Source organism: Burkholderia cepacia complex sp. TUM26381 (assembly GCF_057439935.1).
Genome location: NZ_CM172008.1, coordinates 199124 through 220859, shown reverse-complemented (window position 1 = coordinate 220859; position 21736 = coordinate 199124). Strand labels below are relative to the sequence as shown.

The following is a 21736-nucleotide window of genomic DNA, read 5'->3' as shown; positions in this document are numbered from 1 at the left end:
TCTAGGGAGATGGGTTAAGTCTGTCCAAGACAGAATTCGACACACTTGAGTCCCAAGAGGTCTAATCGGCCGGTTCGATGCCTGTTTCGATGACCGGCGCCGGCCCGCTCTTCCGGCAGGACGCCCGCCCGGCAAGGTGCCGACCGAATCGACACCCGATTCGTGATTCCAGATCAAAAATCATTTGGGCCGGCGACCGTATTTCCCCGGTCCCGCGATGCCTATATTGGCTGCACTCGCAACGACATCACCGTGGTTGCGGTTCACTCAACCTGATAGGCACCCCTGATGAAAACGCTGATTTCTTCCACGCTCGCCGCACTGATCCTTTCCGCACCGGCGCTGTCGTTCGCGCAACCGGCCGACCATCCACTGACCCGCGCCGAAGTGAAGGCCGAAATGGCCCGCCTCGCGGCCGTCGGCTACACCCCGGCGATGGATCACAACCAGTATCCGGCTGCGATCCTCGCCGCCGAAAAGCGCGTGCGTGACAATGCCGTCGCGCAGGCAGCACCGAACGCCGCGCCGGCCGCCGACAAAACCGGCTTCGGCAGCGAAGCCCGCACCACCAGCGAATCCGGCCGCGCGACGATGACCAACGGCCGCGACTCGATCTATCGCGGTCATTGATTCGCGTCGACGCGCAAGAGAGCACGCCTCTCGACACGCGCGATCGCTCGTCCCGCCGCTCCGCATTGCCGGCCCGGATCGCCTGAACAGGCATTCGGGCCGCGCGTCGCCGCTGCATTTCTCCCCTCGACCTGCCCCGCGAAACCGGCTCGCGCGCCGTCGCCGCACACGGCGATTCGTGACTGCGCAGTACAAGTTCTTAGGCCGCTTCGTCCGTTTATCCGCCGCGCGCCGCGCACGATACTGCGCACCATCCGGCGCCAGGCGCCTCACTCGACATTTCGCACGCGCATGAACCGATATCCAGGATCGAAGCGCATCGCGCGACCGGCCGTGCTGGGCGCCGTTCCGCTCGCCGCGCTGCTCGGCATTGTCCGGCTGCCAGTCGGACGACAAGGCGCCGGTCGCGACGCCGAGCGTGATCGTCAGCAATGTCGACGACGTCGACGTCTACACGGGCCGCTTCGAAGCCGTCGACACGGTCGACGTGCGCCCGCGCGTGAGCGGCTGTCTCGACAAGGTCGCGTTCCATGACGGCGCGACCGTCCGCAAGGGCGACCTGCTGTTCGTCATCGACCCGCGCCCGTACCGGGCGCGCAAGGCGCGCTCGAACGCGCGCAGTCGCAACTGAAACGGAGCCGGCAGGACTTCGAGCGCGCGTGCCTCCCGATCAAGACCGACACGATCGCGCAGAGCCTCCACGACCAGCGCAGGCAAGCCGTGCAAAGCGCGCAGGCCGAGGACTCGCTCGCGCAGGCGCGCACCGGGGAAATGCTGAGTCAGGTCAGGCTGATGAGTGCGCCGGGGCAGCGAACGCGCGGTTCAGGTTCGACCGATACGCAAAGGGCGACGGGTGCGATGTCATTCGAACCCGCCGCCCTTTTTTGTGTTGCGCGATCCGGCGCGTGCGGCGTTGACTCAATCGATGTCGCCGCCCTCCTTCAACTGCGCGCTCACATAGTCGAGAAAGCTGACGATGCGCGACGACAACGTTGCATTGCGATAGAACACCGCGTGAATCGGCTGGCGGAATTCGGTGGTGTCGTCGACGAGCAGTTCGACGAGGCTGCCGTCGCGGCGATGCGTGCCCGTCATGTAGTCGGCGAGACACACGATGCCGGCGCCATTGAGCGCGAGCGTCAGCAGCGTCTCGCCGCTCGATGCCTGCAGCGCCGGATGAATGCGGTACACGCTGCCGTCTGCGGTGCGCAGCGGCCAGTGGTTCAGCGTCTCCGGCTGCACGAAGCCGAGCAGCGAATGGTTCGCGAGGTCGGCGACGCTCGTCGGCACGCCGGCTTTCTCCAGGTAAGCGGGGCTCGCGAGGATGCGCAGCCGGCTGCTGCCGAGCCGGCGCGCATGCAGCGTCGAATCGCGCAGCTCGCCGATCCGGATCGCCACGTCGGTGCGCTGTTCGAGCAGGTCGATGATCTCGTCGCTCGTGTGGAGCTCGGCCGCGATCGCGGGATACGCTTCGCGGAAGCCGGGCATCATCGGTGCGATCACGTGCTGCATGAACGGCATCGCGGCGTTGATCCGCAGGCGCCCGGCCGGCGTCTCACGCTGGCTGACGATCTGCTCCTCGGCAAATTCGACCGACGCGATGATGTCGCGCGCATATTCGAGGAAGAGCTTGCCCTCCTCGGTCACTTCGAGACGGCGGGTCGTGCGGCGGATCAGCGTCGTGTCGAGCTTTTCCTCGAGGCGTCGCAGGATCCGGCTCATCACCGAGGTCGGCTGGTGCAGTTTGTCCGCCGCACCCGTCAACGAACCGGCGTCGGCGATGGTCACGAACGCGAGCATCTCGTCGAGGGTCGTCTTCATGGTCGGCAGTATCGGCAGTTTCAGGAACCGTCACGATAGTGCCGCCGCGCCGGTTTGATAAGCGGGCGCGGGCGCGAATCACAGTTGATTTCGATTCAATAATGCGCGGCGAATATTGTCCGAACAATCCGGAATGAAGCCGGAGGGCGAACGCGTGTTTTCATCAGACCAGGCGAGGCGGCGGCGTCAGGCCGCGACGGGCATCTCGTCGCGGATCCAGTCGAGCATCGCGCCGTGCTGCGGTGCCCACCCGAGTTCCTGCCGCGCACGCAGCGCCTTCACGCGGCTGTTCGATGCGAGCGAGAAATGCGCACGCGAATGACCGAGCGCCTGCGCCGCATCGGCCACATCCCATTCGACGACGGACGGCAAGCCGAGCCGCTCGGCCAGCGCATGGCCGATTTCCGCGAACGATGCTTCGCCGTTTTCCGCGAAGTAGAACGCACCGGGCGATGCAGCATGGATCGCGCGCAGATACAGGTCGGCGACATCGTCGACGTGCACGTTCGACCAGCGGTTCAACCCCTTGCCGATCACGCGCACCGCGCCGGCATCGCGCGCGACGGCCGCGAGCAGCGGCAGCTGCGCGCTGTCGCGGCGGATGCCGAGGCCGTCGCCGTAGATCATGCTGTTGCAGATTACCGCCGAGCGGATGCCCAGGCTCGCGGCCGACATCACGAGCCGGTCGATCGCGTGGCGTTCGGCCTTCGCCGGGGTGACGATCGGCGTCGTTTCGTCGAACACGGCGGCATTGGCATGCGCGCCCCGCGCATCGTCCGCAATCACGCTGGTGCCGCTCGTATGCAGGAACGTCTTGCCCGAGCCGCTCAGCGCCGCGACGATCGCCTCGACGGCCTCGCGGTGATCGCTGCTCGCCGCGTTGACGACGCAATCCGCGTCGCGCGCGAACGCATGCAGCAGCGCCGTGTCGTCGAGCGTGCCGACGACCGGCATGATGCCGGCCGCCGCGAGTTTCGCGGCGTTGTCGCCGTCGCGCGTCAAGCCGGTGACGACGTGTCCGGCCGAGACGAGCCGCGCGGCCACCGAACCGCCGATATAGCCGCTTGCGCCCGTCACGAATATTTTCATGCCTTTCATCCACTGCTCCGAAGGCGAGACGGTCAATGCGGGACAGGTCTCGCGAAATGTCTTGCGTCGCAGTATCGGCGGCCGGTGCCGCCCGTGGAAGGCGCGAATCGCCAAAACAGTTTTGAGCGCAACGGGATGATCGGCGGCATCGGACGAACCCCGCGCCGACCCGCGCGCAGCCGTTCGCGGCGATCTCGTGCCGCTGGCCCGAGCCACCGACCACGCGGCCTCAGCGCTCCGACACGAGCACGGACGCCTCGCCGTCCGTGCGCAGCGCATAGCCGAAGCCGCCGTACATGCCGGGCACCGCGAATCCTGTTTGTCCGGCCTGCGCATCGAGTTCGGGCAGACGCAGTGCATCGATATACCGGCGCGAAATGCGGCCGACGATCGTGTCGTGGAAATGGCGCTGGGTGGCGCGCAGCGTATCGCCGGGCATGAAGCGTCGCGGCTGCGGCGTCAGCAACCCGGCCAGATGCCGATGCCCGCGCTGCGCCGCGATATCGACCGCGCGCTCGCGTCGTGCGTCGCGCAGCACGCGCCACGCGCCGAGCCGCAGCAGTTCGGTGACGCCCCCTTCCGGCGCCCCGCCGCAAGCAGCCCGATGCAACGGCGCATCAAGCGACGTCCCGCCCGGCCGTGTCGCGTCGCGTCGCGTTGATGAGGCCAGGCTGTTGCGTCACGCGGTCGAGCATCGTCGACCAGTCGCCGTCGCGTGCCGCGTCGGCCAACGCGTGCCGGCTCGCGACCTGCGCGCCGCCGAGCACGCCGGCGCCCGTGATGCCGTCCCATGCGACGCTCAAACAGCTCTCCCGCCGATTGCGTGGCGTGTGCGCACATGGCGATCACGCATCGCCTCTCCGTGCCGATGACGCGTCGAGCGCGTCATGATCGACGAGCAGATTCAGCAGCTGTCGGCGCGACTCGATACCGAGCTTCGCGAACGCACGCCGCGCGTAGGTATCGATCGACGACGGCCGGATGCCGAGTTCGTGCGCGATATCCTGCGTTTTCCGGCCGCGAATGAGCCGTGCGCACACCTCCGATTCGCGGGACGTCAGCTTTTCGAACACGTCGTTCAATCGCTGCGCGGTCCCGCTTCCCGGTGGGCGCGGCACGTGCACATCCGCACCGGCCGGACGGTCGCCGGCAATGCGCCGATGCGCGACCGCGAGCGGCAACACGATCAGCGCGACGTGCCGGACGACACTCAGCTCCTTCAGCGAAAACGGCGGCAGCCGGCGCGCGCGGCACACCGACAACGCATAGGTCAGCTCGTCCACGCGATACGTGACCACGCATTCGTCGTGAATGTCCTCGGTGTCGTAAAACGCGCGCCGGATCTCGGGGTTCAACCGCAGCGTCGACAACTGCAGCAACTGCGTATCGCGTTCGCCGCGGATGCAGTCGAACGTCGTGTCGACCTGTGCGAAATCGCGGTAATAGCGCGTCATCGTGCGCTCGATCTGGTCGGGATAGGTGCCGTAGCTGCCGATCCAGCCGACCCGGCGGTCGAGCAGCGACTCGTCTTCGTAATCCAGATGAATGGAATCGCAATCGACGATGCGCGTCAGGTTCTCGAACACGACCGCGACGAAATCCGGCGATCCGATCGCGCCGGCCACGGCCGACAGCGCGTCGGACATGAACACGAGCTGGCCCAGCTGGATATCGATCGTCGCGGCGGCGTCATGGTCGGTCATACGATGCACGGGGGATTGGGACGCCTACCGTTACCACGCCAAAAGTACGTTGCCAATTCCCTCGCGCCGCGTTCCGGTGCGTCACGCGGCCTCGCTGTACGGATTTCATGGACAGACATCCCGATGGCCGCCGAATAGAGTCATTCCCGATATCCGGCGAGGCCCGTCGGCGCGTCCGCAGGTCGAAGCGCGCCGCCGCGCGCCTCGTCGACCGACCCGCGGCGCGCCTGCGCCACGCAGTGCGCCGCCTTCGTTCCGAAAGGGAGTGACCATGATCGTCCGCGTATTTCGTCTCGCCTTCCCCGTTGCCATCGCGACCGTTGCGGCCTTCGCGCCGCTGTCGGTGTCGCCGGCCCGCGCGGCTGACGCCGAACTGAACGTCTACAACTGGTCCGAGTACATTGCGAAAACGACGATTCCGGACTTCCAGAAGCAAACCGGCGTGCACGTACGCTACGACGTCTACGACAGCGACGACACGCTGCAGTCCAAACTGCTGGCCGGCAGTTCCGGCTACGACATCGTCGTGCCGACGTCGAACTACATGGCCAGGCAGATCCAGGCCGGCGTGTACCAGAAGCTCGACAAGACGAAGCTGCCGAATCTCGCGAACCTCGATCCCGCGTTGATGAAGAAGATCGCCGAATCGGATCCGGGCAACCAGTACGGCGTGCCGTGGGCCTACGGCACGGACGGTGTCGGCTACAACGTGCAGGCGGTCAAGAAAGCGCTCGGCGACGGCGCGCCGCTCGACAGCTGGGCGCTGGTGTTCGATCCGGCCAACGTGTCGAAGCTGAAAAGCTGCGGCGTATCGTTTCTCGATGCGCCGGACGACGTGTTTGCAGCCGCGCTCCAGTACATCGGCAAGGACCCGAACAGCAAGAACCCGGCCGACTATCACGCGGCATTCGACATGCTGAAGAAGGTGCGCCCGTACATTACGCAGTTCAACTCGTCGGGCTACAACAACGATCTCGCGAACAACGACGTGTGTGTCGTGCTCGGCTGGTCGGGCGACGTCAGCGTCGCGCGACGCGAAGCGGTGGCAGCGAAGCGCGGCTACGAGATCCGCTACGCGAACCCGAAGGAAGGCGGCATCCTGTGGTTCGACGTGATGGCGATTCCGAAGGATGCGCCGCATCCGGAAGCCGCGCTGCAGTGGATCAACTACATCCAGGATCCGAAGGTCAACGCGGACATCACCAACGAGATCTACTATCCGAGCGCCAACAAGGCGGCCCATCAGTACGTGACGCCGGCCGTCGCGCATGATCCGAACGTGTATCTGACCGCCGACGTGCTCGACCGGATGACGCTGTCGAAGCCGCGCTCGGCGGACATCGCGCGACTCGAGAACCGCCTGTGGCAGCAACTGAAAACCGGCAACTGACCACGCCGCCCTCAACCATGCAATCATGCGAACGCGCCGTCGGCGCGTTCATTTCAATTCGACGCAACCTGACCATCATGATCGACGTTTCATTGATTACCGATGCGCTCCGCCCGAGCGGCGCGCCGACGCAGTACCGCGTGTCGCCCGAGAAGCTGATCTCGGGAGATCCGCTTCAGACGCTCACCCCGGGTTTCGCGAGTCCGTGCGGGCGTTTCTCGACCGGCATCTGGGAAAGCACGCCCGGATGCTGGCGTGTCGCCTATACGGAAGCGGAGTACTGCGAGATCCTGGAAGGCACCTCCGTGATCACCGACGCCGAGGGCAACCGGAAGACCGTTCGCACCGGCCACCGCTTCGTGATTCCGCCAGGCTTTCGCGGCACGTGGGAAGTGGTCGAACGCACGCGCAAGATCTTCGTCGCGTACGACGAGCAGCCGGCGGAATAAGCAGCGGCAGCGCCCGGCACACGCAACATTGCACCCCAATTTGCCACGCACCTGCACGGCAATGACACGGAATTGACACGCGCGGCCGGTAAGTTCCGGTCGTCCCGTCCCGTGTGCCGCCATGCTTGCCCTGCTTCTCGCCGCCTTCTACGAAACCGCCCGCCAGGGAAGCGTGACCGCGGCCGCGAAGCGCCTCGACGTAAGCCAGCCGACGATCACGTCGCGGATCCAGCAGCTCGAACGCCACTACGGAGTCGAGCTGTTCCATCGCCGCGGCAACCGCCTCGATCTCAGCGATGCCGGTGCGTCGCTGATGCCGATGATCGGCCAGATGCTGCAGATGGAGAACGACATCGATTTCGCGCTGCGCAACGAGCGCGAACTGCACACGGGCAACCTGCGCGTCGGCACGACCGGCCCGTTCTACATCCTGCCCGCGATCGCCGCGTTCCGCCGCCAGTATCCGGCCGTGAAGATCAGCATCGAGATCGGCAACTCGCAGCAGGTGCTCGATGCGCTCGTCGATTTTCGCGTCGACGTCGCGGTGTCGTCGCAGCGCGACGACGATCCGCGCTTCGTGCGGCACACGATCGCGAACGATCCGCTCGTGCTGGTCGTGCACCGTTCGCATTCGCTCGCCGTGCGCGAGTCGGTCGCGCTCGCGGCGCTGGCCGGGCAGACGTTGCTGCTGCGCGAGGCGGGCTCGCGCACGCGTGCGCTGATGGAGCACGTGCTGAAGCACGCGGGCATCGGCGTGCCCGCGAACGCGATCGAACTCGGCAGCCGGGAAGCAATCCGCGAAGCCGTGCGGCACGACATGGGCTGCACGCTGATGCCGCGCGGCGAGGTCGGCGCGCATCCGGAGCTGCGCGCGATCGCGATCGCCGACGACCTGCCGCCGATGCACGAGTATCTGTACTACCTCGGCGCGCGCGCCGATACGCGGCTGATCACCGCGTTCATGGCGAACGTCGAATGCCGCGACGAACGTCCGCTCGCACGCGCATAGCGACGTGGCGCACGCTCACACGGTTTCGAACAGCTCGACGATCCGCCAGCCGCGCGCCGTCGCGAGCGCACGCAGCCGTTCGTCCGGATTGGTGGCAACCGCGTCGGTGACTTTCTCGAGCAGCGGCACGTCGTTGTGCGAATCGCTGTAGAACCAGCTGCGTTCGAAATCCGGCCACGCGAGGCCAAGAGACGCGAGCCACGCATCGGTGCGCACGATCTTCCCTTCCCGATAGCTCGGCACGCCGGCCGGCCGCCCCGTATAGCGCGAACCGGGCTGCCCGTCGACGGTCTCGGGCTCGCACGCGATCAGCGCGTCGATGCCGAACGCCTGCGCGATCGGCCGCGTGATGAACGCGTTCGTCGCGGTGACGACGCAGCACAGGTCCCCGCGCGCGCGATGATGGCGTACGAGATCGAGCGCCGCCGGCGAGATCGCCGGCCGCACGACGTCGGCCATGAAGCACGCGTGCCAGTGCGCGAGCCGTTCGCGCGAATAGCGGGCGAGCGGCGCGAGCATGTTGCACAGGTGCGCGTGGATGTCGAGCGTGCCGGCTGCATAGCCGGCCGCGAATGCAGCGTCGATGCGGTCGAATTCGGCCGCGTCGACGAGGCCGTGCTCGACCATGAAACGGCCCCAGGCCTGGTCGCTGTCGAACGGAATGAGGGTAAGGTCGAGATCGAAAAGCGCGAGTTGCGTCATCGAATGAAGCGTCGTGTGAGCAGGGAGGAATGAAAAACGCGCGGCCTCGCCAACGCGGGGCCGCGCACAAAAGCCGCCGGCGCGGGTCGGCGCGCCGGCGGCACCCGGTGATGCGGCACCGGCCGTGCGGCCGGCGCCCGTCAGCTGGACACGCCCATCGCCGGATCGCTGATGCTGTCCCGGCCGGTCTCGACGCGGCCCGCGAAGCGGCGCACGAGGCCGTTCTCGGCCGCCAGCGTGAAGTCGTACCAGCCGCTCGACGCGGCGAGCGTCCAGTACGGCTCGACCTGCATCCCGGCCGGCACTGCATAGCGCCACGGGCCGTCGGTGCGGTATGCGTTCGACGTGACCGTGACCTGGCTCGCCGCGTTGCCGACGTTCATGATCGTCAGGTACACCGCGTCGTTCGCCGGGTCGTAGCACACGCGGATCTCCGGCACGGGCCCGCTCGCGGCCTTCGCGACGTTGCCCTGGAATTCGCGCAGGAAGCCGTTCGGCCCGAGCACCCACAGGTCGTAGCTGCCCGCGTCGTCGGCCACGACGCGCCACGCATCCGACAACTGCTTGCCCGCTTCGACCGTAAAGCGGCGCGGCGCACGATCGAGATGCAGCTTGTCGTACACATGGAACACCGCGCCGACCGCGCCCGTGTTGCTGAACGTGAGCCACAGCAGGCCGCCCGACACGTCGGCGCTCGCGCTCGTATGCAGCTCGTACGGCAACGCACGCGACGGCCGCGTGCCCTGCGGCTGCACCGGCATCTGCTGCAACGCGACCGACGGCACGGGCACCGCGCCCATCAGCGCCTGCTGCACGTGCTGCGCGTCGGCCGCGGCCTTGGTCGGCGCCGGCAGCGACGTCGTCGGGTTGCCGTTGGGATTCTTGAAGTTGAACGCCGACGTCATGTCGCCGCACACCGCGCGGCGCCACGGGCTGATGTTCGGCTCCTGCACGCCGAAGCGCTGCTCGAGAAAGCGCAATACCGACGTATGGTCGAACACTTCCGAGTTGACCCAGCCGCCCGTGCTCCACGGCGACACGACGAACATCGGCACGCGCGGGCCGGGCCCGTACGAACGGCCGTCCGGCGCGAGCGGCGACGAATCGCCGGGCGGGTTCGGCAACGTGAAGTACTCGTACTGCGTGGTCACGGTCGACTTGCCCGCATACGTGCCGTCCGGGTTGCGCGACGGCGGATTCGGCGGCGGCATGTGATCGAAGAAGCCGTCGTTCTCGTCGTAGTTCACGAACAGCACGGTCTTGCTCCACACATCCGGATTCGCGGTCAGCGTGTCGAGCAGGCGCTGCAGGTAGTACGCACCCTGCCCCGGCGTCGAGGCGCCCGGGTGCTCGCAGTACGCGGTCGGCGACACGATCCAGCTCACCTGAGGCATCCGGTTCGCCGCGATGTCGTCGGCGAGCGACTGCAGGAAACCGCCGTCGGGCATCGTGTTGCCGATTCCCTTGTACAGCGGCGACAGCGCCTCCATCGCAGGCGTGTACGGCGCGTTCGGCGAACCGGGCACGGTCTCGTTGACCTTGCGGAACGTCGCGAAGCCCGCGAGCGGGTTGTCGGTGTAGTTGTCCGGCATGTTCTGGTAGACCTTCCAGCTCACGCCCGACGCCTGCAGGCGCTCCGGGTAGGTCGTCCACGTGAGGCCGGTCTTCGACGAACCGAGGCCGTCCCATCCGTCATTGTTCACGACGGCCGTGTTCGAGCCCGTCGGGCCGTTGGTGCCGGTCCACAGGAAGATCCGGTTCGAGTTCGTGCCGCCGTGCAGCGAGCAGTGGTACGCGTCGCACACGGTGAACGCATTGGCGAGAGCAAAGTGGAACGGCAAGTCGGACTGGCGCAGGTAGCCCATCGACGCATCGCCCTTCGACGCGGGCCATGCGGTCATCCGGCCGTTGTCCCACGCCGAATGCGAATCGGTCCACGAGTGCGCGCCGCCGACGAGCAGCGCATTGCCCTTCGTGCTGTCGAGATAGAACGGCAGCACCGGGCGCTTGCCGTCGTTCTGCTGCCAGACCGAGGCGGCGCCCGGTTGCGGGATCGTCAGGCGGTCGCCGAAGCCGCGCACGCCGGGCATCGTGCCGAAATAATGATCGAACGAGCGGTTTTCCTGCATGAAGATCACGACGTGCTGGACGTCGTTGATCGTCCCCGTCTGGTTGTTGGCGGGAATCGCGAGCGCGCGCCGGATCGCCGGCGGGAACATCGAGAAGGCCGTGCCGGCAGCAGCGGCACGGAGAAACGAACGGCGGTCGATGGAGGTCATGATCGAGAAGGAATGTCGTCCCGGAAAGGCGCGCGCGTCACGGCGCGCAGCGCAGCTGCGAGTTCAGCAACGGCGACGGCAGCGCGGCCGTGCCCGACGCCGCGCACGGGCCGGCGCCCGGCAGCGCGACGATCGGCACCGGCGCGCTCGCGCCGCCCGCACCGGCCGGCGCCGCATTCGCCTTCGCGGCGCCGGCGGCCGTGCTGCCCGAATCGTCGCCGCCGCACCCGGCGACCAGCGCGCTCAGCATGCAGGCCGCGAGCGCGACGCGCACGCGGCGCAGATTTGCGATGGTCATGTCGGCACTCCGTCAGTGAAGGATCGTCGACAGCGGCTTGCCCGAGCCCGCGACCGACTGCAGTTCGGCTTCGGTCACGACGCGGCTCCACATCGCGACGTCGGAGAAGCTCTCGACGTTCGGCTTGACCGTCGTGCACGCGTTGACCGTGTAGCCGCCGCTGTAATGGCTGGCCGGGTAGCCGCACGCGAGCATGTGGTACTGGCCGGTGCCGTCCTCGTTCACGCCGAAGGTCTTCGTGCCGAGGCCCGGCAGCGCGGCCACCGACACCGTGAGCGGCGTGCTCTGCTTCTGCTCGCCGAGCACCGGGTCGAACGTGTAGGCCGTCATCGTCTTGCCAACCGTGTCGATCACGAACGCCGCGTACACCCACTGGTTCGCGGTCACGCTCATCGTCTTCAGGTCGTTGCGGTTGGTGCCGTCGCCTGCGTTGTACTGGAGGTTGCAGGTACCCGACGGCGCGCCCGACGCCTGCGGGAACAGCCCGATCGCGATCCCCGCGTTCTTGCCGCTCTGCCAGTTCTTGTTCGCGAACACCGGCGTGCCGAAGCCGACCACGTCGGTGCACGGCGTCTTCAGCCACATGCCGATCGTGAACTGCGCCTGCGTCGCGATGTCGGCGTTCTGCACGAGTTTGTAGCCGTCGTAGCCGTTGGTGTCGACGGTCTGCGTCGTTACCTGCAGCGCCTGGCCGCCGAACGGATCGGCGACCAGCGAGCCGCCGTTCGCGGCGGCCGGGAACGGGCCCATCGTGCTCGCGTTCAGCGCATCGACGGCCGGCAGCGCGCCGAACGGGTAATACGACGCGAGGCCGTTCTTCAGCGTCGCCGCGAGCGGCGGCGGCGGCGGGGGCGGCGGCACGTACGCGATCCGCACGATGCTGCCGAGCGGCGCGCCGCCTGCCGTCACCACGTAGTCGAAGCTGTAGGTGCCGGCTGCGGTCAGGCCGAGATTGCTGTCGGTATAGGTCGTCGTGCCGGCCGGCAGCGTCGCGATCTGCTGGCCCGCGCGGTACACCGCGATCGCGCCGCTCGCGGGCGCGGCCCACGTCAGCACGACGCTGTGGCCGTCGGTGCTGGCCGTACCGGCGAGCTGCGACACCGGTTGCGCGCCGATCAGTTCGCCGCCATCCATTTCATACGCGGACGACGCGGGCAGCGCGCCGAACTGCGCGAGCACGGTCGGCGCAATGTCCGCGATGCTGGCGCGCGCGTGCAGGTCGGCCAGCGACGCCGGCTGCGCGGCGCTGCCGAGGCGGCCGTTGTCGGCCTGGTTCATCGCGATGAAGGTCGTCGATTCGGACAGCAACGGCAGCCCGTCGCTGCCGCCGGCCGCGTTCAGGCCATGGCCGCCGGTGACCACGACCAGCCAGTTCTCCTTGTTGCGCTTCGCCGTTTCGGCGACGAGCACGCCGACGGACGCGTCGAGCTGCTTCAGCGTGTTCGCGTACGCGGCCGCGCCGAGACCGTAGTTCAGCGCCGCATCCTGCGCCGAGTGGTATTGCGCGACGACGAGCGAGTACCCCTGCTGGATCATCGTGGTGCTTTGCTGCGTCACGCAGCTGTCGACCGCCGCACAATTCGCGAGTGTGTCGAGATTGCCCGCGTTGCGGCCGGCCGTGAGCAGTGCGGCGAGCGCCGGCGACCCGACGGCCGCGCCGAGCAGGCCCGCGTTCGCGGTCTTCAGCGTGTCGAATGCGGTCGGCGCCTGCAGCGCCTGGTTCGGTGCGTCGGACAGCACCTGATGACGATTGCCCCAGGCACCCGTGAGCAGCGTGGCCCAGCTCGGCGTATCGAGGTTCGGCTGCTGCGACAGCAGGCCGTTCACGCCGCCGCTGTAGGCTGGCGCAATATGCAGCTTCGCGAGGTTCGGCAGCGTGCCGCCGGCGATGCCGGCCGCGAGCGCCGCGTATGTGACGCCGTCGAGCTCGATCACGAGCGCGCGGTTCGCGACTTGCTGGCCCGGCGGCGTACCGCCGTTGTCCTTGCCGTTGTCGGTGCCGCCGGCCGCGTTCGTCGATGTGCCGGCCGCGCCGCCCGTGCCATCCATGTTGCCGCCGCACGCGCCGAGCGCGCCGACCAAGGTCAGCCCGCACAGCAGCCGTGCGAGAGTGGTCTTCTGCATGTTTCCCCCTGACTGGAATGTCCGGACACGCCCGGAGATCTGCCCGGATTCTGCTCAGGGGATGCGATGCGCGTATTTCGTTTTGCAGAAGCGCGCCGATACAGGTATCAGTTTTTTTGGGGCGTACCGGGCCGGGCGGCGTATCCGGCCCGGCCGTGGAAACGTTACCGCCCGTCGCCGAGCGAGCCGAGAATCCGGTACGCGGCCTTCACGCGATCCTCGATCGGCACGTTGCCGTTCGCGAGCATCACGATCGCGATCCGCTTCGCGGGGACGAACGCGACATACGTGCTGAAGCCGTTGGTCGAGCCCGTCTTGTTGATCCATGTGTTCGGATTCGGCGCAAGCGGCGGCTTGATCGCGCTGGCCGGCGTCGCGTTGAACAGCATCGGCGGCGCATTGCCTTCGATCAGCGTCGGCAACGCAACCGGATACGGATACTGTTCCCAGATCAGGTCCTGCGTCAGCGGCCCCGCGCTGAAATAGCCGGTATGCGTGCGCTCGATCGCGCGCTGCAGCCGCGGCGACGTCTGGATCAGGCCCATGTTCGCCTGCACGAAACGCAGCAGGTCGGCCGCCGTGGTCCGCACGCCATACGCCGGCTGCCACAGCATGCCGGGCGTCATCCGGGTCGGTTTGCCGTCCTTCGCATAGCCCTGTGCATAGTCGGCCTGACGCGCGGCCGGCACGTTGATGTACGTATGCATCATCCCGAGCGCGGGGAAGAGCCGTTGCTCCATCAGCACCGCGAAATCCTTGTGCATCGCCTTCGCGGTGAGATAGCCGAGCATCCCGATCGCGACGTTCGAATAGGTGCGGCGCGTGCCCGGCGCATACGCGGGCCGCCACGCGTCGAGATAACGCATCAGGTCCGCGTCGTTGCGGATGCTGTCCGGCACCTGCAGCGGCATACCGCCAGGCGTATGCGTGCCGAGATTGAGCAGCGTGACGACGCCGAACGGCTTGCCCTGCAACGCGGGCAGGTATTTGCCCGCCGGGTCCGCGAGCGACAGTTCGCCGCCCTCCTGCGCGTCGGCCGCCAGCGTCGCCGTCATCGTCTTGCTGACCGAGCCGATCTCGAACAGCGTGTCGCCGGTGACGGGCTTGCCGGTCTGCTTCGACATCACGCCGTAATCGAACACGTAGGGCTTGCCGTCGGCGACGATGCCGACCGCCATGCCGGGAACGGCGTACTGTTTCATCAACGGCGCGATATGGCGGGTCACGGTGTCGTGGAGGTCGTCCTGCGTGACGGCGGCCGCGCGGCCGGCCGTCGCGGTGGCGCATGCGGCGACGAACAGGGTCGCGGCGAAGCGTGTCGCGTTGAATCGCATGGTTGCGGTTCCTTTGATTTCTGATGGTTGCATGGACAACAGATCCGGCCGCGCCGCGCGGAAGATGCGGCGGCCGGCCTGTCGAAGCAGGACTATCCGCTACCGGCCGGCCGCCAACAATCGACGATAAGTTGCGCGAGCCTAAAGAAAAACTTATGAGATATGCCGGGCGCGGGATTGCATCGCTGCACGCGCAAGGCCGTCCGCCCGTTTGCCGGGAAAATCGGGCGCTTTTAACCGCATCGAATCCGGCCGCCGAATGGCGCTCCATCGAAAATCGAAGAAAAAGAGACAAGCCTGGTCAGATCCGCCCATGTCGGCGCACCGCGCGATTGATTCACCCGCATGGATCGAAGTAGACTCGCGGAAGCAAAAAAATAGAATCCATCCTGAGAGAAACAATGAATCGCCATTCGCTGATCGCCCGCTCCCGCGTCATTGGCTACCGCGCGGCCGCGTGATTTTCACGCATCGACCGCCCCGAACCGGAACCCGCAACGCCGCCGCGCTTGTCTTGCGCGCCCGTTCGCCGTTTCGCCCTTGAGCCGAAAGAACCGCCAGGGTCCCGCGCGCGTTGCCCGCGCACGCCCTGCCTGACCGGAGAGTGACCCCGTGACCGAAACCGTGGGCGCGTCCGCCTACCGGCCGCGCGATGTCGTCAATGCGCCCGACATCAAGGCGGCCATCGCCCGCCGCAGCGCCGAGCGCGGCGATCCGGCCGACATCCTCGCGTGGCTCGGCAACCATTTTTTCCGCTGGGTCGTCGGTGCGTTCGAGCAGGCGCAGCCGCTCGATTCGCTCGCCGATTACCGCTTACACGCCGGCGCCGACCGGCCGGCGCCCGACTGGCTCGTGCGCCGGTTCCGCGCGCAACCGGCATCCGGCGCGACGGTCGATGCAGCACCGCCGCCGGCCACCGAACCGGCACCGCTCTACTTCATCGATCCCGAGCACATGCTGCTGATCGACCGCGAGCGCACGCTGGTCGAATTCCTGCGCTCGCGCGCCGGCACGCGGCTCGCACAGAAACTGCAGCGCATCACGTGCACGATGGCGCTCGAGATGTGGGAGCGCGAGCACCAGCGGATGCAGGCGCGCCGCGACAAGGGCTGGGTGCCGAGCAGCGGCCTCGCGCTGCGCGAGGTGCTGCGCACGCCGAACGGGATCGTCTTCGAATTCGCCGGCGATCATGCGGCGCTGCGCGAGGAACTCGCTTACGAGTCGTACTACATGCAGCACTGCCTTGGCCAGTTCGCGGATCGCCGCCGGCTGCGCGGCGGCTACGGCGAGCAGTACGCGCAGGCCGCGCAGGAGGGCCGGCTGCGCCTGTTCACGCTGCGCGGCGCGGGCAACCAGCCGCACGTGACGATCAGCCTGCAGGTGGGCGGCAACGGCCTGCGCATCGACCAGATCAAGGGCAAGCAGAACCGCCACCCGGTGCGCCGCTATGCGGACGACGTCCGCCAGTTCCTGCGCGCGCTCGGGCCGCGCGGCGAGCGTCATCCCGATTGCGAGGGCATGGGCCTCGTGTTCGAACCGGACGCGCCGGGCGCGGCCGCCGGCGCATGGACCTTCGTCACCGACGTGCGCTCGCCCGATCATCTGCTGAGCGTGATGAGTGAGAACTTCCACCTGATCGAGCATTTCGCACAGCCGCCGGCCGCGCTGCAGTGGCTGCTGCTGCGCAACGCGCCCTATGCGCTCGGCCAGCTGCGACAGATCGATCCGGCCGTCGCAGCAGCCGCGCGCCATGCGCTGCCGGCCGATGCGCTGCCGGCCACGCGCGAACCCGATACACCGCCGGCCACGACCGCTTTCGAGATCGAAGGCATCGCGATCGATCCCGCGCTGTGCGCCGCATTCGCGCTGCGTGCGCCGGCAGACGGGGGCCCGTCATGCTGAAACTGCTGATCGGCGTCGCCGTGCTGTGGCTCGTGTGGTACGTGTGGCGATCGTTCCGGGCCGCCGCCCGGATGGTGCGCGAAGTCGACGCCGACCAGGCCGCGGGGGCCGACGCCGCGGTAGCGGTCCGGCAGACCGCGGCGGTCAAGCTCGCCCACACGCTGGCCGAGCAGGCGCCGCCGAACCGCCGCCGCTGGTCGCTCGCGCTTGCCGACATCCTGCTGATCCGCAACGGGCTGCGCTGCGATTGCGACGACCTCGTCTACGCGCTGCCCGACCCGCAACGCGAACAGCTCGCGCGCCAGTTGCGGCGCGAACTCGACCTGCCGGCCGACCTGCCCGAGTGGCAGATCGTACAGCGCGTGCCGCCGATCCTCGCGGGCTGGATCCGTGGCGTCGGCCGCTCGCACGAAGGCTTCTACGAACAGCTCGCTGCCGACGGGCGCGTGCGCGACGCACTCGCTTTCGACTGCGCACGCACCGCGTTTCTCGTGCGCTGCATCGCACTGCTCGGCTGGACGTCCGAACAGCACGCGTGGGTCGTGTTGCTGCTCAATGCGCAGCGCGCGCAGGACAGCTTCGACAGTTGGGAAGACTTCGGGCTCGCGTATGCGCGGGCCCGCCAGCACTGGCTGCGCGGCAGCGGCCAGGACGGCCCCGCGTCGTCGCGCGCCACGCAGGAAGTGCGCGAGCACCTGCGCAATCCGTCCGGAAACTGGCTTTCGCTGCCGTGGAAGCGCTACCGCATCTTCGATCCCCAACCCGTTTCGTCATGACCACCGACACCGACATGTCCTCCGCTCCCGCCGCCCTGATTCCGCCCGCGAAGTCCCGCTGGTTCATCTGCGACGTCGACGCGCTGCTGCGCGCGGGCGAGTTTGCCGCGCTCGACGCACAGCTCGACGCCGCACTCGCCGCCAGCTTCGCCGACCGCACGGCCGAAGCGCTGTATGTCGACGCGCTGCCTGCCGACGTGCAGCCGTGCATCGACGCCGGCGCCGAGGGCCTCGCGCGCCTGCGCGCATGGCAGGCCGCGAGCCCGCGCTCCGCGCACGCGTGGCTGTGCGAAGCGCATTACTGGCACCACTGGGCCTACGAATACCGCGGTTCCGGCTGGGCCGAGACGGTGACCGAAGCCGGCTGGATCTGCGCGCATGCGTGCGCCGCGATGACGACCGTCGCCGCGCTGCGCGCGCTGGTGCTCGCGCCGACGATGTGGGCCGCGCCGAAGGTGATCTTCACGAGCGTGTCGTCGTTCGGCGAGCCCGAATGGCTCACGCAGCTCGTGCGCGAGCGCCGCTGGCCCGTCACCGAACTGCACCTGAACGTCGGCGCCGAAGACGAAGCCACGCGCGCCGAACTGCAGCGCATGCTCGCGCGTTCGGGATTGAATCCCGACGTGCCGGTCGCATGCCCGGCGGAATTTCCCGAAGCGCTGCCCGGCCCGGTCCAGGGCAAGAAACTGCGCAAGGAGAAGTGGTACTGGATGGAAGCGACGCTGCACGTCCACCCGAAGCTGTTCTTTCCGATGCGCACGTTCATCTGGTACATGCAGCCGCGCTGGGGCGGCTCGCACGACCACGTCCGCGCGTTCGTCGATTCCGATGCATGCGCACACCTCGATGCGGTCGAGAAGGACCGGCTGCGCCACGAGATCTGGCGCGACGATTACGCCGGCAATACGCTCGATTCGGATGACGACGAAGACGACGTGCGCCGCGCGATGGCCGCGACGCTCGCACGCGCGCAGGCCGCGCTGCATCCGTATCACCGCTGGGAGACGCTGCACTGGCTCGCCTACAGCCATTTCAAGCGCAACGAGTACGAACAGGCCTACGCGCGGCTGCAGGAAGCCGAACGCAACGAGCCGATCGACGACAACCGTGCGATGGCGATAGGCTTGCGGCTGACGCTCGGCCTCGACCCGCAAGGCAGCTGGCTGACCGGTGCGATCGAACGGGCCTCCGACGCGCGCGCGTGCACGTCGGCGATGATCCTGCGCGGTTATGCCCATCGCACCGGCATGTTCGGCTTCGCCCAGGACGACGTGCGCGGCGACGCGTGGCTCGAAGCCGCACGCTTGAACGAGCCCGGTTCGCTCGCCTGGAACCAGCTCGCCACCGCCATGGAATACGAAAACCGGCGCCCCGCCGATGCCGTCGCACTCTGCCAGCTCGGCTACGAGGCAGGCGGCGATTCGTGCGACTACCTGCTCGGCTGCTTCTACAAGGAAGGCATGCACGTCGCGGCCGACCCATATCGCGCCGCCCACTACTTCCGCGAGTCGATGGACGCCGGCGGCAACATGGCCGCGTACCGGCTCGGGTACACGTATCACCACATCGGACTCAACAGCACGGACCTGGCCGAACGCGCGCGCATGCAGGTCGAAGCCGTCGAGGCCGCGCGCAAGGCGCACGAAATGGGGCACACGGACGGCCTCGAGTGCATGCTGATGTTCATCGGCGACATCGAGGATCATGCGTCGCGTCACCGCTATATCGATGAACTGCGCAGGCATGCCGAAGGCGGCCACCCGGCCGCGATGGCCGCGCTGTCGTTCTTCCTCGCCGACATCAACGACAAGGCGCTGTACGACTATCGCGACAGCGTGCGCTGGATCATGGGTGCGCAGGCCGTCGCGCCGGACGACGAATACGTGCTCAACATCACGCGCATCGCCCACGAGGACGGCATGCTCGGCAAGCTGCGCTACAAGCTGCAGCGCAAGCAGATCAAGGCGCACGAGATCCCCGGCGCCGACAACGCGATGGTCTGACCACGACCGGCGCATGCGCCCGCTCGCCGGCGGGCGCGTGCGTCACGCCGGCAGCCGGCCGAGAAACGCCAGCATCGCCGCGTTGAATCGCGCCGGCCGCTGCAGCGGCGCGAAATGGCTCACGCCGGGCAGGATCGTCAACGTCGCGCCCGGAATCGCATGCGCGAGGTACGCCGCATGCTCGGGCCGGATGAATTCGTCGTGTTCGCCCTGCACGATCGCAACCGGCACGGCAATTGCCGCGAGATCCTGCGCGGTGTAATCCGGTTGCGTGCGCATCATTTCGCTGACGGCCGCGACGAACGCGTCGAACCGGTCCGGCGTCGCCGACAGTTGCGCATAATCCTTGCGGTGCCGCGCGAAGCAGCGGTCGATCAGCGGGCTCGGCACCATCTCCTTCGTGCCGCCCGGATCCATGTTGCACGCGAAGAAGAACACGCCGGCCGCGCGTTGCGGCGCACGGGCGGCCAGCACGAGCGCGATGCACGCGCCGTCGCTCCAGCCGACGAAGCGTGCGCGGTCGACGTGCAGCGCGTCGAGGACCGCGAGCACGTCCGACGCCATGCGTTCGTACGAATAGGGTTGGTCGTCGCGCGTGCTGCGGCCGTGGCCGCGGCTGTCGATCACGATCGCGCGGTAGCCGTCCGCGAGCAGCGCCGGCACCTGGTTGCCCCAGTTGCCGCCGTGACCGAGGCCGCCGTGCAGCAGCACGACCGGCGGCCCGTGGCCGAACGACGCGTGCCAGATGCGCGCGCCGTCGTGTTCGAGCCATCCTTGCGCATCGGCCGCCGGCAGCGGCGTGCCGCCTTGTGCGTCGAAGCGGACGAGATCGTCGTCGGGTTCCGCATTCATCGTTCAGCCGTCCTTTCGAGGGAGACGAGCTTGCGATTGTAATGCGTGAGGCCGACTCGGCCGTGGTCGCTCAGGCGTGCGTCGACACCAGCCCGCCCGACGACGAGCCGCCCGATTTCTCGAGCGCCGACGCGAGTTGCGAAATCGCCGTCGCGAGTGCCGCCGAGATCGCGCTCGCTTCCGCGCTCAGCGACTGTTGTTCGACGGCCGCGGACGGATCGTCCTTCGCGCGCTGGGCGGCGGCGGCCATCTGGCGTTCCAGCGTCGCAAGCTGTTTCTGCAGCCGCTCGATCAGCGCCTTCAACTGCGCGACCGCGGGGTCTTCCGACGATGCGCCCGCCGCGCCGAGCGTTTCGCCGGTGGCGCCGGTCGAATCCTTCGCGTCGGTGGTACCGGTCGCCCCGTTGGCGCCGGTCGTGCCGGTGGGCCCCGTCGCGCTCGTGGCATCCGTTGCGGCGCCGGTGGATGACGTCGCGGCGGGCGCGTTTGCGTTCGCGTTTGCGCTCATGCCGCTGTCCGCCAGCGGGGATCGCGTGGTGGTGGAGAAATCGATCTGCATCGTGTCGGTCCGTGTGTCGTTAGCGAATCGTGACAGAAGGCGGGAATCGCCTTCCAACTCGTTTACGGCATTCGTCACACGAAACTTGAGTATCGGGGTCGAACGGATATCGGCGCGATTGCCGCATTTTCATCGCGAAAGGGCCAGATTCGCGACACGGCGGCGCTGGTAAAATTGCGGCTTCGCCGGCTGGATGCGCACATCGGCCGCCTCCGGGCCCGAACGCGCAACGCCGCCGGCTTCGACTCCCGCCCTTTCGGGCGCGGCATGCCGCGCGTGCCGACGCCGCCGTCTCGGCTGCGCGGGTCGCCTTTTTCCGTCCGTCTGCGCCCCCGCTCGCCCGTTCGAGCGGCGAACGCCGTGCGGCACGCACCCATTGCATCACGCATTCGAGGAACACACGATGGCCCGCATCGGCGCCTTCTGCATCACGACGTGGCTTGCCGCGGCAATTCTCTACTTCGGTCAGCACTCCGTCGCGATGATCGTGCTCAGCGGCGTCGTCGTATTCGGCGGGTTCGATTTACTGCGTCCGTAGGCGCGGTCACGCGGCCCCATGACACCTGGCAGGCTCGCCCGATCGCTCAACCCCGGAAGGGGGGCCGGTCAGCCGGTATCGCGCCGCCCGCACCGGCGCCGTTGCGATCCGCGACGCACGCATGCGCGATCGACATCGCGTCGTCGAGCCGCGCGATGATGTTCGTCGCCATCTCATGGCTGATCCACAAGCCGTGCACTTCGTCATCCAGCGCCTGCTTCAGCGCGCGGATGCGCAGCTCCTGCAATGTCTCCACGCTTTATTCCCCGATTGGGCCC

Annotated in this window: 22 protein-coding genes; 9 read left to right on the top strand and 13 right to left on the bottom strand. The window is 67.8% G+C overall.

Annotated elements, in window-relative coordinates; translation table 11 throughout:
• Window positions 1-288: 288 nt before the first annotated feature.
• Together ACWMMN_RS33185 and ACWMMN_RS33180 are read left to right on the top strand one after the other, a co-directional pair.
• The gene (locus ACWMMN_RS33185; RefSeq protein WP_342706228.1) at window positions 289-630 is read left to right on the top strand and encodes a DUF4148 domain-containing protein; all 342 of its coding nucleotides are present in this window, start codon (window positions 289-291) and stop codon (window positions 628-630) included.
• Between the two features lie 370 nt (window positions 631-1000).
• On the top strand, window positions 1001-1261 hold the full coding sequence (locus tag ACWMMN_RS33180) for a hypothetical protein (RefSeq protein WP_486424354.1): 261 nt from the start codon (window positions 1001-1003) through the stop codon (window positions 1259-1261).
• A gap of 287 nt (window positions 1262-1548) precedes the next feature.
• Here the strand turns inward: ACWMMN_RS33180 and ACWMMN_RS33175 are convergent, their stop codons facing one another.
• The 5 genes from ACWMMN_RS33175 to ACWMMN_RS33155 all read right to left on the bottom strand — a co-directional run bounded on the left by ACWMMN_RS33175 (window position 1549) and on the right by ACWMMN_RS33155 (window position 5243).
• Window positions 1549-2451, bottom strand: a complete 903-nt coding sequence (locus ACWMMN_RS33175) for a LysR substrate-binding domain-containing protein (RefSeq protein WP_059241255.1) — start codon at window positions 2449-2451, stop codon at window positions 1549-1551.
• 186 nt (window positions 2452-2637) lie between these two features.
• Window positions 2638-3549, bottom strand: coding sequence for an NAD-dependent epimerase/dehydratase family protein (locus ACWMMN_RS33170; protein WP_081052085.1), 912 nt, complete (start codon window positions 3547-3549; stop codon window positions 2638-2640).
• A gap of 220 nt (window positions 3550-3769) precedes the next feature.
• Window positions 3770-4150 (bottom strand): hypothetical protein, encoded by a 381-nt coding sequence (locus ACWMMN_RS33165; RefSeq protein WP_256087710.1) that lies wholly within the window; start codon window positions 4148-4150, stop codon window positions 3770-3772.
• Between the two features lie 7 nt (window positions 4151-4157).
• The gene (locus ACWMMN_RS33160; protein WP_486424353.1) at window positions 4158-4343 is read right to left on the bottom strand and encodes a hypothetical protein; all 186 of its coding nucleotides are present in this window, start codon (window positions 4341-4343) and stop codon (window positions 4158-4160) included.
• 42 nt (window positions 4344-4385) lie between these two features.
• Complete coding sequence (locus ACWMMN_RS33155) at window positions 4386-5243, bottom strand: helix-turn-helix transcriptional regulator (RefSeq protein WP_486424352.1); 858 nt, start codon at window positions 5241-5243, stop codon at window positions 4386-4388.
• A 271-nt stretch (window positions 5244-5514) separates the two neighbouring features.
• On the opposite strand from ACWMMN_RS33155, the gene ACWMMN_RS33150 reads away from it, so the two are divergent.
• The 3 genes from ACWMMN_RS33150 to ACWMMN_RS33140 all read left to right on the top strand — a co-directional run bounded on the left by ACWMMN_RS33150 (window position 5515) and on the right by ACWMMN_RS33140 (window position 8091).
• Window positions 5515-6633, top strand: a complete 1119-nt coding sequence (locus ACWMMN_RS33150) for a polyamine ABC transporter substrate-binding protein (protein WP_059241253.1) — start codon at window positions 5515-5517, stop codon at window positions 6631-6633.
• A 77-nt stretch (window positions 6634-6710) separates the two neighbouring features.
• On the top strand, window positions 6711-7082 hold the full coding sequence (locus ACWMMN_RS33145) for a cupin domain-containing protein (protein ID WP_081052149.1): 372 nt from the start codon (window positions 6711-6713) through the stop codon (window positions 7080-7082).
• 121 nt (window positions 7083-7203) lie between these two features.
• Window positions 7204-8091: a LysR substrate-binding domain-containing protein gene (locus ACWMMN_RS33140; RefSeq protein ID WP_486424351.1), complete on the top strand. Its 888-nt coding sequence runs from the start codon at window positions 7204-7206 to the stop codon at window positions 8089-8091.
• Window positions 8092-8106: 15 nt separating this feature from the next.
• Here ACWMMN_RS33140 and ACWMMN_RS33135 read toward each other — a convergent pair whose 3' ends face one another.
• The 5 genes from ACWMMN_RS33135 to ampC all read right to left on the bottom strand — a co-directional run bounded on the left by ACWMMN_RS33135 (window position 8107) and on the right by ampC (window position 14828).
• Window positions 8107-8793, bottom strand: coding sequence for a histidinol-phosphatase (locus ACWMMN_RS33135; RefSeq protein WP_486424350.1), 687 nt, complete (start codon window positions 8791-8793; stop codon window positions 8107-8109).
• Between the two features lie 140 nt (window positions 8794-8933).
• Window positions 8934-11072: a phosphocholine-specific phospholipase C gene (locus ACWMMN_RS33130; protein WP_486424349.1), complete on the bottom strand. Its 2139-nt coding sequence runs from the start codon at window positions 11070-11072 to the stop codon at window positions 8934-8936.
• A 37-nt stretch (window positions 11073-11109) separates the two neighbouring features.
• Window positions 11110-11370, bottom strand: coding sequence for a hypothetical protein (locus tag ACWMMN_RS33125; protein ID WP_059241249.1), 261 nt, complete (start codon window positions 11368-11370; stop codon window positions 11110-11112).
• Window positions 11371-11382: 12 nt separating this feature from the next.
• The gene (locus ACWMMN_RS33120) at window positions 11383-13494 is read right to left on the bottom strand and encodes a hypothetical protein (protein WP_486424348.1); all 2112 of its coding nucleotides are present in this window, start codon (window positions 13492-13494) and stop codon (window positions 11383-11385) included.
• A 164-nt stretch (window positions 13495-13658) separates the two neighbouring features.
• Window positions 13659-14828, bottom strand: coding sequence for a class C beta-lactamase (gene ampC / locus ACWMMN_RS33115; protein ID WP_340625850.1), 1170 nt, complete (start codon window positions 14826-14828; stop codon window positions 13659-13661).
• Window positions 14829-15440: 612 nt separating this feature from the next.
• Here ampC and ACWMMN_RS33110 point away from each other — a divergent pair.
• The 3 genes from ACWMMN_RS33110 to ACWMMN_RS33100 are packed head-to-tail and all read left to right on the top strand — an operon-like array spanning window position 15441 to window position 19509.
• Window positions 15441-16730 carry a hypothetical protein gene (locus ACWMMN_RS33110; protein WP_256087703.1) on the top strand — a complete coding sequence of 430 codons (1290 nt, stop codon included), beginning with the start codon at window positions 15441-15443 and terminating at the stop codon, window positions 16728-16730.
• A complete protein-coding gene (locus ACWMMN_RS33105) occupies window positions 16724-17506 on the top strand; it encodes a DUF1266 domain-containing protein (protein ID WP_486424347.1) in 783 nt (260 codons plus the stop codon). The genes ACWMMN_RS33110 and ACWMMN_RS33105 overlap by 7 nt, the downstream gene beginning before the upstream one ends.
• Window positions 17507-17520: 14 nt before the next feature.
• Window positions 17521-19509 carry a DUF4034 domain-containing protein gene (locus ACWMMN_RS33100; RefSeq protein ID WP_486424346.1) on the top strand — a complete coding sequence of 663 codons (1989 nt, stop codon included), beginning with the start codon at window positions 17521-17523 and terminating at the stop codon, window positions 19507-19509.
• Window positions 19510-19551: 42 nt separating this feature from the next.
• On the opposite strand, the gene ACWMMN_RS33095 is transcribed toward ACWMMN_RS33100, so the two are convergent.
• Complete coding sequence (locus ACWMMN_RS33095; protein ID WP_486424345.1) at window positions 19552-20361, bottom strand: alpha/beta fold hydrolase; 810 nt, start codon at window positions 20359-20361, stop codon at window positions 19552-19554.
• Between the two features lie 70 nt (window positions 20362-20431).
• On the bottom strand, window positions 20432-20920 hold the full coding sequence (locus ACWMMN_RS33090; protein WP_059241242.1) for a hypothetical protein: 489 nt from the start codon (window positions 20918-20920) through the stop codon (window positions 20432-20434).
• A 403-nt stretch (window positions 20921-21323) separates the two neighbouring features.
• On the opposite strand from ACWMMN_RS33090, the gene ACWMMN_RS33085 reads away from it, so the two are divergent.
• A complete protein-coding gene (locus tag ACWMMN_RS33085; RefSeq protein ID WP_006767081.1) occupies window positions 21324-21458 on the top strand; it encodes a hypothetical protein in 135 nt (44 codons plus the stop codon).
• 46 nt (window positions 21459-21504) lie between these two features.
• On the opposite strand, the gene ACWMMN_RS33080 is transcribed toward ACWMMN_RS33085, so the two are convergent.
• Window positions 21505-21705, bottom strand: coding sequence for a hypothetical protein (locus ACWMMN_RS33080; protein ID WP_059241241.1), 201 nt, complete (start codon window positions 21703-21705; stop codon window positions 21505-21507).
• Window positions 21706-21736: the final 31 nt, after the last annotated feature.

Bases quoted from the DNA above. Each gene is read 5' to 3' on its own strand.
- ACWMMN_RS33095 (WP_486424345.1), bottom strand. From the start codon at position 20,361: ATGAATGCGGAACCCGACGACGATCTCGTCCGCTTCGACGCACAAGGC.
- ACWMMN_RS33100 (WP_486424346.1), top strand. From the start codon at position 17,521: ATGTCCTCCGCTCCCGCCGCCCTGATTCCGCCCGCGAAGTCCCGCTGG.
- ACWMMN_RS33140 (WP_486424351.1), top strand. From the start codon at position 7,204: ATGCTTGCCCTGCTTCTCGCCGCCTTCTACGAAACCGCCCGCCAGGGA.
- ACWMMN_RS33120 (WP_486424348.1), bottom strand. From the start codon at position 13,494: ATGCAGAAGACCACTCTCGCACGGCTGCTGTGCGGGCTGACCTTGGTC.
- ACWMMN_RS33090 (WP_059241242.1), bottom strand. From the start codon at position 20,920: ATGCAGATCGATTTCTCCACCACCACGCGATCCCCGCTGGCGGACAGC.
- ACWMMN_RS33135 (WP_486424350.1), bottom strand. From the start codon at position 8,793: ATGACGCAACTCGCGCTTTTCGATCTCGACCTTACCCTCATTCCGTTC.
- ACWMMN_RS33155 (WP_486424352.1), bottom strand. From the start codon at position 5,243: ATGACCGACCATGACGCCGCCGCGACGATCGATATCCAGCTGGGCCAG.
- ACWMMN_RS33105 (WP_486424347.1), top strand. From the start codon at position 16,724: ATGCTGAAACTGCTGATCGGCGTCGCCGTGCTGTGGCTCGTGTGGTAC.
- ACWMMN_RS33125 (WP_059241249.1), bottom strand. From the start codon at position 11,370: ATGACCATCGCAAATCTGCGCCGCGTGCGCGTCGCGCTCGCGGCCTGC.
- ACWMMN_RS33145 (WP_081052149.1), top strand. From the start codon at position 6,711: ATGATCGACGTTTCATTGATTACCGATGCGCTCCGCCCGAGCGGCGCG.
- ACWMMN_RS33085 (WP_006767081.1), top strand. From the start codon at position 21,324: ATGGCCCGCATCGGCGCCTTCTGCATCACGACGTGGCTTGCCGCGGCA.
- ACWMMN_RS33170 (WP_081052085.1), bottom strand. From the start codon at position 3,549: ATGAAAGGCATGAAAATATTCGTGACGGGCGCAAGCGGCTATATCGGC.
- ACWMMN_RS33185 (WP_342706228.1), top strand. From the start codon at position 289: ATGAAAACGCTGATTTCTTCCACGCTCGCCGCACTGATCCTTTCCGCA.
- ampC (WP_340625850.1), bottom strand. From the start codon at position 14,828: ATGCGATTCAACGCGACACGCTTCGCCGCGACCCTGTTCGTCGCCGCA.
- ACWMMN_RS33175 (WP_059241255.1), bottom strand. From the start codon at position 2,451: ATGAAGACGACCCTCGACGAGATGCTCGCGTTCGTGACCATCGCCGAC.
- ACWMMN_RS33130 (WP_486424349.1), bottom strand. From the start codon at position 11,072: ATGACCTCCATCGACCGCCGTTCGTTTCTCCGTGCCGCTGCTGCCGGC.
- ACWMMN_RS33150 (WP_059241253.1), top strand. From the start codon at position 5,515: ATGATCGTCCGCGTATTTCGTCTCGCCTTCCCCGTTGCCATCGCGACC.